Source organism: Nonomuraea sp. SBT364 (genome assembly GCF_001083785.1).
Classification (GTDB): domain Bacteria; phylum Actinomycetota; class Actinomycetes; order Streptosporangiales; family Streptosporangiaceae; genus Nonomuraea.
Genome location: NZ_LAVL01000228.1, coordinates 1 through 12044 on the forward strand (window position 1 = coordinate 1; position 12044 = coordinate 12044).

Here is a 12044-nt window from a genome sequence, read left to right on the forward strand (position 1 = left end):
GTCCTGTCCACCTATTCCGACGACGAGACGGTGTTCGCCGCCCTGCGCGCCGGCGACGAGGGCGATGGCCTTGGCGAGGGATTCGGCGTCGGTGTCCTTGGTGAGGTAGCCGCGGGCGCCGGCGCGCAGGGCGGCGAACACCGTCTCGTCGTCGGAATAGGTGGACAGGACCACGACCTCGGTGCGGGGGTGCGCGGCGCGGATCGCCCTGGTGGCGGCGACGCCGTCGAGGCGCGGCATGCGCAGGTCCATCAGGACGACGTCGGGCGACAGGGCGGCGACCATCCGGATCGCCTCCTCGCCGTCGGCGGCGGCCCCGACCACCTCGGTGTCCGGCAGCAGGCCCAGGAGCAGCACCAGGCCCTCGCGCACGACCGTCTGGTCGTCGGCGACGAGCACCCGCACGGTCATGCCGGCACCCGCAGGAGCACCGCGAACCCTTCCCCGTCGGTGCCCGCCTCCAGCGAGCCGCCGATGAGCTCCGCCCGCTCGCGCATCCCGATCAGCCCGTAGCCACCCGCCGGAGACGGGACGCCGGGGCCGCCGGCGCCGGTGTCGCGGACGCGGAGCTCGCACCAGCGGTCGCGGTGGCGCAGCGAGAGGGTCACGGCGGCGCCCGGGGCGTGTTTGCGCACGTTGGTGAGGGCCTCCTGGGCGGTGCGGGCCACGGCGAGCTTGGCCTCGGCGGTGAGGGGGCCGGGCCCGGGGTCGAGGGTCAGGGTGCAGGAGGCGCCCGTGGTGGCGCGGAACTCGGCCGCCAGGCGTTCGAGCCGCTCGGGCAGGTGAAGGTCCTTGCCGCGCAGGGTGTCGAGGGCGCGGCGGGTCTCCTCCAGGCCGGCGCGGGCCAGGTGGATGGCACGTTCGACCCGGTCGAGGGCGGCGGCCGGGTCGGCGCCGGACTTGAGCAGGACGCGGGCGCTCTCGAGATGGACGATCTGGGCGGACTGGGAGTGGGCGAGGATGTCGTGGACCTCGCGGGCCAGCCGCGCCCGCTCCGACAGGACCGCCTCGCTCGCCCGCGCCTCGGCGACCTCGGCGGCCTGCCGCTTGCTGGCCGACAGGTGCCAGGTCAGGAACGAGAAGAGCGCGGTGTAGACCATGCCCGTCGCCATGCCGACGGCGGTGCCCATGTCGAGGCCGGTCAGGTGGGAGACCAGCGGTGTCCCGAGGATGGGGATCAGGACCAGGGCGGCGCCGAGGCGTGGCCGGACGCGGTGCGGGGCGACGAGGATGGCGAAGAAGTAGAAGGCCGTGCCCGTGTAGGGCTCGACGGCGTGCATGGCCAGCGCACTGGACAGGGTGAGCAGGAGCAGCCAGGCGTTGCGGGCCGACACCTCGCGGGAGGCCAGCAGCCACAGCGCGCCGCCGAGCGCCGCGGCCCCGACGGGCAGCGCGAGCAGGGCGTCGAGGAGGGTCGGCCGGGCCCTGACGACCTCGGCGGACCCCCACGCCAGGTAGACGACCAGGAGCGCGATCAGCGTGGCGCGGACCGCGGGACGCCGGAGGAATGCCACGCATTCAAGGTAGCCGGGCAGGCCGGGGACGACATCAACCCACGGTTGGAGTTGAGGAATCCACCCGTGCTCCCATGCGGAAGGGGCGCCGGGCGGCGCACCGTACCGAGGTATGACATCCATCAGCGTCGATCACGTGAGCAAGACGTTCGGGAAGGTCGTCGCCGTCGACGACCTGTCCTTCGAGGCGCCGGCGGGCGCCGTCACCGCCTTCCTCGGCCCCAACGGGGCCGGGAAGACCACCACGCTGCGCGTGCTTCTCGGCCTGGTCACGCCGACGGCGGGCGAGGCGACGATCGGCGGCGCGCCCTACCGCGAGCTCGGCCGCCCCCTCGAACACGTGGGTGCGGTCCTGGAGTCGTCGGGGTTCCACCCGGGGCTGACCGCCGCGACCCACCTGGAGGCGGTCCGCACGGCGGCCGGGCTCGCCGCCGCGCGGGTCGGCGAGGTGCTCGACCAGGTCGGCCTCGCCGGCGCCGCGCATCGCAGGACGGGCGGGTTCTCGCTGGGCATGCGCCAGCGGCTGGCGCTGGCCACGGCGCTGCTGGGCGAGCCTTCGGCGCTGGTCCTGGACGAGCCCGCCAACGGCCTCGACCCTGTCGGCATGCGCTGGCTGCGCGGGTTCCTGCGCGCCTACGCGCACGACGGCAACACGGTGCTGATCTCCACGCACGTGCTGTCCGAGGTGGAGCGGATCGCCGACCACGTGGTGATCGTCTCGGCGGGACGGCTGCGGTGGAGCGGGCCGCCGACCGCCGGGTCCGGCCTGGAGGACCTCTATCTGGAGGTGGCCGGATGAACCGCCTGGTACGCGCCGAGCTGATCAAGGCGCGGGCGAGCCGGGCGACGATCGCGCTCGGGGCCGTGGCGCCGGTGTTCTGCGCGTCGTGGGTGGTGCTGCAGGTGATCGTGCCCGCCGCGTCGGACGCGGACCGGGTGGCGAACGTCTACAACATGGCCCAGCAGGCGTACGTGTTCACCATGATCCTCGGCATTCTCGGCATGGCGGGCGAGTTCCGGCACCGGACGATCACCTGGAGCTTCCTGGTCACGCCGCGCCGGGGCCCGGTGCTCGCGGCCAAGCTGATCGCCTACGGCCTGGCCGGGCTGGTGATCGCGGTGCTGTCGGCGGCGGCGACGCTGGTCGCGGGCCTGGTGCTGCTGCCGGCGAACGGCCATCCCGCGCTGACCTCCGGCGTGCCGGCGGTGCTGGCGGGCGCGGTGCTGAGCACGACCCTGTACGCGCCGCTGGGCGTGGCGCTGGCTGTCCTGGTGGGCAGCCGGGTCGTGGCGGTGGTCCTGGCGGCGCTGCTGTTCATGTACGGCGACGGGCTGCTGGCCTGGCTGGCGCCGGAGGTCTTCCGATGGCTGCCGACCGGGGCGGCGCGGGCGCTGGGCGGCATGCGGGCCGAGGGCGGGGCGCTGCTGCCCGCGTGGGGCGGCGGGCTGCTGTTCGCCGGATACGTGGCGGTGACCGCGCTGGCCGCCCGGCTTCTCACGCTCCGGCGCGACGTCACCTGACGGCGGGGCCGCTGAGGCCGTGCAGGAGGAGGTCGGTGAGGGTGTCGAGGATCTCGTCGTCGTGGTGGCCGGGCCGGGCGTAGGCGAGCATGGCGAGCATGGCGCCCATCGCCGCGGCCACCAGCGCCGGGTCGCCCGGCAGCGGGTGGTCGCGCCGGCGCAGGTACTCCAGGTGGTCGCGGAGCATGTCGGTGTCCTCGCGCAGCATCCGCCACACCTCGCCGCTGGCCGGGCCGGTGGCCATCGCCGACTCGAACAGCGCCAGCGTCACGGGCCGGTGCTCGTTCATCAGCTGCCAGCCGACGGCCAGGTGGTGGCGCAGCTGGTCGCGGTCGGTGAGGTCGTGCGGGGGGTGCTCGGCCCCGGCGAGGTCGTGCGCCTGGGCGTGCATGTCGGCGAGCAGGGCGCGCAGGAGCTCGTCCTTGCTCGCGAAGTGGTCGTAGAAGGAGCCGGTGGCGCGGCCGGCGGCTGCCGTGATGTCGGTGATCTTGGTGTTGAGGTAGCCGCGTTCGGCGAACAGTTTCCTGGCCGCCTCCTTCAACGCCGCCTCGGTCTCGGCCGCTCTGGCCTTGCGCACGCCCATCCGGATCCTCCGCTTGACGACTCTTCTCCGGGGACAGCATACTGAACGCCGTTTCACCGAATATAGATTCAGTGAATGGAGATTCGGTATGCGGGTGGTAGTTGCGGGAGGCGGGGTCGCCGGGGCGGCGTGCGCGGTGGCGCTGGCGCGGATCGGCGCCGAGGTGAGCGTGCACGAGGCGTACGAGGATCCGGCGGGGACCGTCGGGTCGTTCGTGAGCCTGCCGGTGAACGGGCTGCGGGCACTGGACGCACTGGGCTGCCTGGCGGCGGTGCGGCGGGCGGGATTCGCGGTCGCGCGGCAGCGCATGTGGTCGGGACGGGGCAAGCGGCTCGGCGACGTGGCCCGGGGCCGCCGCCCGGACGACCCGCTGCTCAGCGTCACGCTCATGCGCGCCGACCTGGTCACGGCCCTGCGCGGGCGGGCCGTGCGGGCGGGCGCGCGCATCGTGACGGGCCACCGGCTGACGGGGGCGGACGACCCGGCGACGGCGGGCGCCGACCTGGTGGTGGGCGCCGACGGCATCTGGTCGGCCACCCGCGCCGCCCTGGATCCGGCGCGCCCGGTCTACGCCGGCCTGTACTCGGTCTCCGGCACCATCCCGCGCACGCCCGCGTACACGAACCTCTACGGGACCGGGACCGGGACCGGAGCCGGGGGCGCGGGCGGCGGGGCCCGGGAGGAGGGTGAGGCGAGTTTCAACATGGTGTTCGCCAGGAACGGCGCCTTCATCCACCTGCCCGCACCCGGCGGGCAGGTGTGGTGGTCGGCGCAGATCGCCTCGGCCGAGCCGCCCGCCGATCTGGCCCGGGTGGACGTCGCCGGCGCGGCCACGCTGTTCCCCGAGCCGGCCGTGACCGCCGTCCTGGGCGGCGGTGGCGCCGGGGCGCGGGTGGACAGCGCGACGCCGCTGCACGTGCTGGCCCCCCTGGCCCGCCGCCAGGACGGCCGCACCGTGCTGGTCGGCGACGCCGCGCACCCGGTCGGGGCCGGGCAGGGGGCGTCGATGGCGCTGGAGGACGCGGTCCTGCTGGCCCGCGCGCTCGGCTCCGGCCGCGACGTCCCCGCGGCCCTGGCCGTCTTCGACGAGGTACGGCGCGGCCGGGCGGGCAAGCTGGCCAGGAGCGCCTCGGCCAACCGTGACGCCAAGACCGCCGGCCGGGTGGCGGCGCGGCTGCGGGAGGTGTTCATGCCGTTCTTCTTCGACCGCTTCTACGAGCGGGCGACCGGCTGGCTCTACGACTACGACCTGTCGGGCGAGCTCGCGGTTGCCCGGCCGTAGCGCGGATTCGGGTCGCATATACAATGGCTGACCGTGACGACATTTCGGATCAGCGAGGCCGCGGCGCTGCTCGGGGTGAGTGCCGACACGGTGCGCCGGTGGGTCGACGCGGGCCGGTTGGCCGCGGAGCGGGACGAGCACGGGCACCGGCTGGTGGGGGGCGCCGAGCTGGCCGCGTTCGCGCGGGAGCGGATCGAGGCCGGCGACGGCGGCCGCTCCTCGGCCCGCAACCGGTTGCGCGGCATCGTCACCGAGGTGATCCGCGACGCGGTGATGGCCCAGGTGGAGATCGCGGCGGGCCCGTACCGGGTGGTGTCGCTGATGAGCCGTCAGGCGGCCGACGAGCTGGAGCTGGAGCCGGGCGTGGTGGCGGTCGCGGTGATCAAGTCCACCAACGTGGTCGTGGAGATCCCCGGCCACGCGCGCGTGCCGAGCCCGTGAGGAGGCCCATCGGTGTTCAGGCGTCTGTCGCTCCTGGTCGTCGCCGTCGTGCTGGCCGGCTGCGCGCCGGGTGAGGCGGGCGGCCGGGAGCTGACGGTGTTCGCCGCCGCGTCGCTGACGGGCACGTTCACCGAGCTGGGCAAGGTGTTCGAGGCCGGCCATCCGGGGACGAGGGTGCGTTTCAACTTCGGGTCCAGCGCCACGCTGGCGCAGCAGATCACGCAGGGGGCGCCCGCCGACGTGTTCGCCTCGGCGAGCCCGGCCACGATGAAGGCCGTCACCGGCTCCACCGGGGCGGCGCCGGTGACGTTCGCGCGCAACCGGCTGGAGATCGCGGTCCCGGTCGCCAACCCGGCCGGGGTGGACGGGCCGGCGGATCTGGCCGGCCCCGGGGTGAAGGTCGCGCTCTGCGCCGAGCAGGTGCCGTGCGGCGCGGCGGCTGCCAGGGCGCTGGAGGCCGCCGGGGTGAAGGTCACCCCCGTCACCCTGGAGCGGGACGTCAAGGCGACGCTCACCAAGGTCGAACTCGGCGAGGTCGACGCGGCCCTGGTCTACCGGACGGACGTGATCGCCGCGGCGGGCAGGGTGACCGGCATCGGCTTCCCGGAGGCGGCGCGGGCGGTCAACGACTACCCGATCGTGGCGCTGACCTCGGGCCTGGCCGGGGAGTTCGTCGGCCTGGTGCGCTCGGCGCGAGGGCGGGACGTGCTGACCGGAGCGGGGTTCGAGGTCCCATGACGCCGTCGAGCCCGCCCCGCGGGACGGCGCGGCCGGCGGTGGGGCGGCCGCCGTGGGTGCTGGTGGTGCCGGCGGTGCTCGGGCTGGCCTTTCTCGTGCTGCCGCTGGCCGGGCTGCTGGTGCGGGCGCCGTGGGCGACGCTTCCGGAGCGGCTGGCCGAGCCGCAGGTGCTGGAGGCGCTGCGGCTGTCGCTGGTGACGGCGACGGTCGCGACGGCGGTGTGCCTGCTGCTCGGCGTGCCGCTGGCCTGGCTGCTGGCGCGGGTGTCGTTCCCCGGCAGGCGGCTGGTGCGTGCCCTGGTGACGGTCCCGCTGGTGCTGCCGCCGGTGGTCGGCGGCGTCGCGCTGCTGCTGGTCCTGGGGCGGCGCGGGGTGGCCGGGCAGTGGCTGGAGTCGGCGTTCGGGGTGACGCTGCCCTTCACCACGGCGGGCGTGGTGATCGCCGAGGCGTTCGTCGCGATGCCCTTCCTGGTGATCAGCGTGGAGGGCGCGTTGCGCGGGGCCGACCAGCGGTTCGAGGAGGCGGCCGCGACGCTGGGGGCGTCCCGCTGGACGGTGTTCCGGCGGGTCACGCTGCCGCTGGTCATGCCGGGGATCGTGGCGGGGGCGGTGCTGTGCTGGGCGCGGGCGCTGGGCGAGTTCGGGGCGACGATCACCTTCGCCGGCAACTTCCCGGGCCGGACGCAGACGATGCCGCTGGCCGTCTATCTGGCACTGGAGACCGAGCCGGAGGCGGCGATCGTGCTCAGCCTGGTCCTCCTGGCCGTCTCGGTGATCATCCTGGCGAGCCTGCGTGACCGGTGGGTGAGCCCGTGACACTGCGCGCCCGTCTGGTCGTCGACCGGCCCGCGTTCGCTCTGGACATCACGCTGGAGGCCGCGGCCGGGGAGGTCGTCGCGCTGCTGGGCCCCAACGGCGCGGGCAAGACGACCGCGCTGCGCGCCCTCGCCGGGCTGACGGGCCTGTCCGGCGGGCACATCACGCTCGACGGCCGGCCCCTGCACCACCTGGCGGCCGAGCAGCGGCCGATCGGCATGGTGTTTCAGGACTACCTGCTCTTCCCGCACCTGTCGGCGCTGGACAACGTGGCGTTCGGGCCGCGCTGCCGGGGCGCGTCCAAGGCGGCGGCGCGTCGGGTGGCGGCCGAGCTGCTGGAGCGGGTCGGCCTGGCCGCGCACGCCGCCGCCCGGCCCGGCGCGCTGTCGGGCGGGCAGGCCCAGCGGGTCGCGCTGGCCCGCGCACTGGCCGTGCGCCCGAGGCTGCTGCTGCTGGACGAGCCGCTGGCCGCGCTGGACGCGCACACGCGGCTGGAGGTCCGCTCCCAGTTGCGCCGCCACCTGGCCGGGTTCGGCGGGGCGACGGTCCTGGTCACGCACGACCCGCTGGACGCGATGGTGCTGGCCGACCGGCTGGTGGTGATCGAGGACGGCGCGATCGTCCAGGAGGGCTCCCCCGCCGACGTCGCCCGCCGTCCGCGCACCGCGTACGTGGCCCGGCTGGTGGGGCTCAACCTCTACCAGGGCCGGGCGGAGGGGCACCGGGTCAAGGTCGGCGAGCTGCTGCTGACGGCGGCCGAGCGGCTGGACGGGCCGGCGTTCGTGGCGTTCTCACCGGCGGCGCTCGCCCTCTACCGGTCCCGGCCCGACGGCAGCCCGCGCAACCTGTGGCAGGCGACGGTCGACGGCATCGAACGGCACGGCGACAACGTCCGCGTCCACCTCGACGGGCCGATCGCCGCGTTCGCCGACGTCACCCCGGCCGCCGTCGCCGACCTGGACCTGAGCCCGGGCCGGCCGGTGTGGGCGGGCGTCAAGGCCGCCGAGACGCACGCCTACCCGGCCTGACGCGCCCGCCGCCAGCGGGCCCGCGCGGTCCTGGCCACCGTGGGCAGCAGCGCGCGCAGCCCGAGCGCCCGGAACCCGGCCAGCGGGCTCCAGTAGTCGCGCCAGGTGACGATCTCGCCGCCCCTGGCCCTCAGGAGCTGGATGTACGTCATGCGGTACGGCCTGCCGGTGCTCACCACCCGGCCTCGGCCTTCGTACTCGGCGATGACGACCTCCGGGTCGCGCGTCTCGTGCACGGCCAGGTCGTGGAAGCCGGTCAGCTCCATCGGCGTGGCGGTGATCGAGGTCAGGTAGCGCCTGATCTCCTCCCTGCCGCGCAGCAGTCTCGGCACCCCGGGCGGTGCGAACGGCAGCTCGTGCGTGCCGTCGGCGGCGAACAGGTCGGCGAAGCCGTCCAGGTCCTTGCGCAGGAACAGCTGCTGCGCGCGGTCGAGGAGGGCGCGCGGGCCCGTGTCTTCCATGGCGTACCCCTTTCGGTCTACGAGCGTTGACCGAACCGTAGCACATCGGTCAACGGCTGTAGACTGAACGGCATGGCACTCACCCGGGCCGAGCAGCGCCGGCAGACCGAGGACCGCATCCTGGCGGCCGCGCGGCGGCTGTTCGCCGACAACGGCTACGACCGCACCACCATCCGGGCCGTGGCCGCCGCGGCGGGCGCCGACCCGGGCCTGGTCATGCGCTACTTCGGGTCGAAGGACGAGCTGTTCGCCCGCGTCGCCGAGGTGCCGTCCGACGGGCCGGTGAGCGGCAGCCCGGAGGAGGTCGCCGAGCTGCTGCTGGCCGCGCTCGACGGGAAGCTGCGCGGCGACCTGTCCGGCACGCTGGCGATGCTGCGCTCGATGCTCACCCACCCCGACGCCGGCCAGGAGATGCGCGCGGCGATCAGCGGGCAGCAACGCCAGGTCGCGGCGGCCCTCCCGGCCGACGACGCGCTGCTGCGCGCGGGCCTCATCGGCGCGCTCACCCTGGGCACCATCATCGGCCGCGACCTGCTCGGCCTCGACGGCGTACGGGACGCCGACGTCGCCGACATCGTGCGCGTGCTGCGCCCGGCGGTGCACGCCATCGCCCGGCCGCCCGGCTAGATCTACCTGCGCCTGCCGGATCCGGCGCAATCCTTCACGCCGCGGTGCCCGTACCTGGGGAGGTCTCCGGTATGACCGTCACCAGAGAAGAGACCAGGGTCCGCGGGCACGAGCTGACCGACAAGATCAAGCAGGTGATCCACGAGGGCAACGTGCGCCGGATCATCGTCAAGGACTCCCACGGCAACACCGTGCTGGAGGTCCCCGTCACGGTCGGCGTCGGCGCGCTGATCATCGCCCCGGTGATCACGGCCGTCGGCGCGCTGGCCGCCATGGCCGCCGAGTGGAACATCGCGATCGAGCGCGCCGACGACGGCCCGCAGACGCCAGCGCCGCCGCCGCACGAGCACATCGGCTAGGGCGCCCGGACCACGACGAGGGGGCAGGGCGCGTGCTGGAGCAGCGCCTGGCTCACCGAGCCGAGCACCATCCCGGCCAGCGTGCCGCGTCCGCGCGAGCCCGCCACGAGCAGCTCGGCTCCGGTCGCGGCCTGCCGCAGCGCCTCCACCGGGTGCGCCCGGACGGCCTCCTCGATCACGGGCACGCCGGGGTGGCGCTCGCGCGGCCCGGCGAGCACCTCCCGCAGCACCGGCCGCTCACCGTCGTCGAACGGTCCCGGCCGGTTCCAGGCGTGCACGACGCGCAGCCGGCAGCCGCGCAGCCGCGCCTCGGCGAAGGCGAAGTCCAGCACCCGGGCCGAGGCCTCGGAGTCGTCGACGCCGGCCACGATCTCCTGGCGCGGCGACGACGGCAGCTCGCGGACGAGCACGACGTCGCAGGGCGCGCGGCCGGCGACGCCGTGGGCGACCGAGCCGACGAGCATGCCGCGCACGCCGCCGATGCCGTGGCTGCCGAGGACGAGCAGTTCGGCGTCGCGCCCGGCGGAGATGAGCGCCTCGCGCGGGTCGCCGGCCAGCAGCGTCGTCCGGACGGCGGCCTCCGGCAGGTCACGGCCGGCCCGCTCCCGCGCGGCCTGCAGCACCGACCGGCCGCCCTCGCGCATCCACGCCGCCACCTCGGCCAGCCGGCCCTCGCCGGTCTCGACGGCCCAGCGCGTCATGGCATGGGCGAGGAGCAGCGGCACGCCGCGCAGCAACGCCTCGCCGGCCGCCCACTCCGCCGCTTCCAGCCCCGCTCTGGACCCGTCAACCCCCACTACGATCACGTCCTCCCCCTTTCCAGGGCGGCGGCCCGCTAACGGGACCGGCCGCAAAGGAGCCGCGCCGCGCCCAGGTCAGAGGCCCTGTCGCCCGGCGGCCGGGAGCGGGAACCGCGTGCCGGTCAGCCGTTCCGACACCTCCCACAGGCGGCGGCCGGCCTCGGCGTCGGAGGCGGCCGGGGCCGCCGGCCCGCGCTTCGGGGCGCCGCGGCAGCTCGGCGATGCCGTCCGGCCCCGGGAACGCCCCGCTCCGCACGTCCGCCGCGTACAACTGCGGCAGCGCGCCCTGGTCCGGGGACCGCCCGAGCGGCGTCAGGATCCGGCCGTACAGCAGCTTGAGCAGGCCGGACGTCGTGGCGCCCGCGCTGGACGCGCGGGTGAGCCACGAGGCCGGGGGACGCGGGCGGAGGGAGTGGCGGCTAGGGCTTGACGAGGATGACGTTGCCGAGCGAGCGCTGCCCGGCGGCGTCGGAGGGGCGGTTGACGATGCCCGTCCCGGCGGTGGCCAGGACGCTGGAGCCGCCGCCGTCGAGGTTGAGCGCTTCCACCGCGCCGAGCCGCTTCATCAGTTCGGCGGTCCCGGCGATGCCGAGGCCCTCGCTGTAGCCGGCCTGGCGCCCGTCGACGACGACGAGCATGAGCCGGCCCCGGCCGTCCATGCCGATCATGGAACGCGGGTTGGCGCGCAGGGTCCAGTTGTAGGTGAACGTCTGGTCGGCGCCTTCGCGGATCAGGCCGTCGGCCTCGGCGTTGACCGAGATCCGGCCGTCGCGGACGAGGGTGGGGCCGACCTGGAGGATGGTCGTGTCCGGGGTGAGGGGGACGCGGCGGCCCCGGCTGTCCTCGACGCGCTCGGAGACGCGCAGTTCGCGTCCGGGGCGGGCGTGGGTGAACAGCCAGGCGGTGCTGTCGCCGATCGCCTGGATGGTCGAGCCGCCGGGCGGGACGGCCGCGCCCCGCGTGGAGTTGAGCGCGAGCACGGTGCCGTGGGCGTCGAGCACCGCCTCGGCGCCTTCGCCGGTCGGCGGGACGCCGAATTCCGGGGTGAAGCGCACGAGCTCGCTGGAGTCGGTGCACTTCAGGTCATGCTGGGCCTTCTGGGTGGGCTGGTCGCCGCCGAGGCCGCCGCAGTTCCAGATCTCGCCGGGCAGGCGGTTGACGCCGTCGAGCTCCACGGTCTCGCCGCCCGCGTGGAGCGTCACGCGCGCGGTGTAGGCGTCGACGTCGACGCGGCGGCCGCCATGCGTGATCCTGATGCCGCCACGGCCCTGGGTGGCCGACCCGATGAGCTTGCCGTTCTTGACGTACAGGCCGCCGGGGGCGCGGTTGTAGAACCACTGGGCGTTGACGCCGGCGGCGGCTCCGGAGGCGGCGATGAGGTCGGTCAGGGGCTCCATGCCGTTCAGCGCCGGCCCGAAGCCGGTGTCCACGGTGCCGTGGAACCGGCTGAAGTCGACGCGCAGGACGTGGACCCGCTGGGGCGCGCCGGGGTCGGTGCCGTCCTGGGCGGTGTAGCGGGTGCCGCCGGCGAAGCCCGCCGCCCTGACCTCGGCCAGCGCGGCGGACGCCGCGTCGCTGGTGGCGTGGCGGCCGAGCCGGACCGTCCAGCCGAGGACGCCGGCCGGGCGGTCGGCGAAGGCCGGCGCGCTGACCTGTTCGACGCGGGGCTCGAAGCCCTTGTCGCGCAGTGCGGCGGCGACGCGGTCGGCGATCTCCTTGCGCCCGAGCGCGGTCCCGGCCGTGCCGAGCGGGCCGTCGGGGGTCGCCGGGAGGTAGACGTGCACCGTCCAGAAGTCGTCGGCGTCCTGCGCGCCGAGGGAGAGCGAGGTCAGCGTGACACCCGGCGGCAGGGCGGGCTGGGTGGCGGGCGGGGCG

At 75.3% G+C, this 12044-nt stretch carries 15 protein-coding genes; 9 read left to right on the forward strand and 6 right to left on the reverse strand.

The window, feature by feature from the left end:
- Both ADY59_RS43865 and ADY59_RS47865 read right to left on the reverse strand, forming a co-directional pair.
- Window positions 1–411: response regulator (locus tag ADY59_RS43865; protein ID WP_049576209.1), on the reverse strand; the 411-nt coding region annotated here is incomplete at its 3' end.
- Entirely contained in the window at window positions 408–1514 is a 1107-nt protein-coding gene (locus tag ADY59_RS47865; RefSeq protein ID WP_053175739.1) for a sensor histidine kinase, read from the reverse strand. The genes ADY59_RS47865 and ADY59_RS43865, both read right to left, overlap by 4 nt.
- Before the next feature lie 136 nt (window positions 1515–1650).
- On the opposite strand from ADY59_RS47865, the gene ADY59_RS43875 reads away from it, so the two are divergent.
- Both ADY59_RS43875 and ADY59_RS43880 read left to right on the forward strand, forming a co-directional pair.
- Window positions 1651–2313: an ABC transporter ATP-binding protein gene (locus tag ADY59_RS43875; protein ID WP_231619182.1), complete on the forward strand. Its 663-nt coding sequence runs from the start codon at window positions 1651–1653 to the stop codon at window positions 2311–2313.
- Window positions 2310–3035, forward strand: a complete 726-nt coding sequence (locus ADY59_RS43880) for an ABC transporter permease subunit (protein WP_049576214.1) — start codon at window positions 2310–2312, stop codon at window positions 3033–3035. Before ADY59_RS43875 ends, ADY59_RS43880 begins: the two co-directional genes overlap by 4 nt.
- Here the strand turns inward: ADY59_RS43880 and ADY59_RS53610 are convergent.
- On the reverse strand, window positions 3028–3618 hold the full coding sequence (locus ADY59_RS53610; RefSeq protein WP_049576217.1) for a TetR/AcrR family transcriptional regulator: 591 nt from the start codon (window positions 3616–3618) through the stop codon (window positions 3028–3030). The genes ADY59_RS43880 and ADY59_RS53610 overlap by 8 nt on opposite strands.
- Window positions 3619–3706: 88 nt before the next feature.
- Here ADY59_RS53610 and ADY59_RS43890 point away from each other — a divergent pair, with 88 nt between their 5' ends.
- The 5 genes from ADY59_RS43890 to ADY59_RS43910 are packed head-to-tail and all read left to right on the forward strand — an operon-like array spanning window position 3707 to window position 7922.
- Window positions 3707–4900: an FAD-dependent oxidoreductase gene (locus ADY59_RS43890; RefSeq protein WP_049576220.1), complete on the forward strand. Its 1194-nt coding sequence runs from the start codon at window positions 3707–3709 to the stop codon at window positions 4898–4900.
- 33 nt (window positions 4901–4933) lie between these two features.
- On the forward strand, window positions 4934–5341 hold the full coding sequence (locus tag ADY59_RS43895; RefSeq protein WP_049576222.1) for a TOBE domain-containing protein: 408 nt from the start codon (window positions 4934–4936) through the stop codon (window positions 5339–5341).
- A gap of 12 nt (window positions 5342–5353) precedes the next feature.
- Window positions 5354–6079, forward strand: coding sequence for a molybdate ABC transporter substrate-binding protein (gene modA / locus ADY59_RS43900; protein ID WP_053175744.1), 726 nt, complete (start codon window positions 5354–5356; stop codon window positions 6077–6079).
- Window positions 6076–6894 (forward strand): molybdate ABC transporter permease subunit, encoded by an 819-nt coding sequence (gene modB, locus ADY59_RS43905; RefSeq protein ID WP_049576225.1) that lies wholly within the window; start codon window positions 6076–6078, stop codon window positions 6892–6894. Before modA ends, modB begins: the two co-directional genes overlap by 4 nt.
- Window positions 6891–7922 (forward strand): ABC transporter ATP-binding protein, encoded by a 1032-nt coding sequence (locus ADY59_RS43910; RefSeq protein ID WP_049576248.1) that lies wholly within the window; start codon window positions 6891–6893, stop codon window positions 7920–7922. The genes modB and ADY59_RS43910 overlap by 4 nt, the downstream gene beginning before the upstream one ends.
- On the opposite strand, the gene ADY59_RS43915 is transcribed toward ADY59_RS43910, so the two are convergent.
- Window positions 7910–8383: a nuclear transport factor 2 family protein gene (locus tag ADY59_RS43915; RefSeq protein WP_049576227.1), complete on the reverse strand. Its 474-nt coding sequence runs from the start codon at window positions 8381–8383 to the stop codon at window positions 7910–7912. The genes ADY59_RS43910 and ADY59_RS43915 overlap by 13 nt on opposite strands.
- Before the next feature lie 72 nt (window positions 8384–8455).
- Here ADY59_RS43915 and ADY59_RS43920 point away from each other — a divergent pair, with 72 nt between their 5' ends.
- Both ADY59_RS43920 and ADY59_RS43925 read left to right on the forward strand, forming a co-directional pair.
- On the forward strand, window positions 8456–9010 hold the full coding sequence (locus ADY59_RS43920) for a TetR/AcrR family transcriptional regulator (protein WP_049576230.1): 555 nt from the start codon (window positions 8456–8458) through the stop codon (window positions 9008–9010).
- Window positions 9011–9081: 71 nt separating this feature from the next.
- Window positions 9082–9369 (forward strand): DUF4342 domain-containing protein, encoded by a 288-nt coding sequence (locus tag ADY59_RS43925; RefSeq protein ID WP_049576234.1) that lies wholly within the window; start codon window positions 9082–9084, stop codon window positions 9367–9369.
- On the opposite strand, the gene ADY59_RS43930 is transcribed toward ADY59_RS43925, so the two are convergent.
- Together ADY59_RS43930 and ADY59_RS43935 are read right to left on the reverse strand one after the other, a co-directional pair.
- Window positions 9366–10175: a universal stress protein gene (locus ADY59_RS43930; protein ID WP_049576238.1), complete on the reverse strand. Its 810-nt coding sequence runs from the start codon at window positions 10173–10175 to the stop codon at window positions 9366–9368. The two genes, ADY59_RS43925 and ADY59_RS43930, sit on opposite strands and share 4 nt — an antisense overlap.
- A 413-nt stretch (window positions 10176–10588) precedes the next feature.
- Window positions 10589–12044 (reverse strand): phosphodiester glycosidase family protein (locus tag ADY59_RS43935; protein WP_049576242.1); only part of this gene is annotated, 1456 nt, incomplete at its 5' end.

Coding starts and splice junctions, on each gene's coding strand:
- ADY59_RS53610 (WP_049576217.1), bottom strand. CDS start 3,618: ATGGGCGTGCGCAAGGCCAGAGCGGCCGAGACCGAGGCGGCGTTGAAG.
- ADY59_RS43890 (WP_049576220.1), top strand. CDS start 3,707: ATGCGGGTGGTAGTTGCGGGAGGCGGGGTCGCCGGGGCGGCGTGCGCG.
- ADY59_RS43880 (WP_049576214.1), top strand. CDS start 2,310: ATGAACCGCCTGGTACGCGCCGAGCTGATCAAGGCGCGGGCGAGCCGG.
- ADY59_RS43920 (WP_049576230.1), top strand. CDS start 8,456: ATGGCACTCACCCGGGCCGAGCAGCGCCGGCAGACCGAGGACCGCATC.
- modB (WP_049576225.1), top strand. CDS start 6,076: ATGACGCCGTCGAGCCCGCCCCGCGGGACGGCGCGGCCGGCGGTGGGG.
- ADY59_RS43925 (WP_049576234.1), top strand. CDS start 9,082: ATGACCGTCACCAGAGAAGAGACCAGGGTCCGCGGGCACGAGCTGACC.
- ADY59_RS43915 (WP_049576227.1), bottom strand. CDS start 8,383: ATGGAAGACACGGGCCCGCGCGCCCTCCTCGACCGCGCGCAGCAGCTG.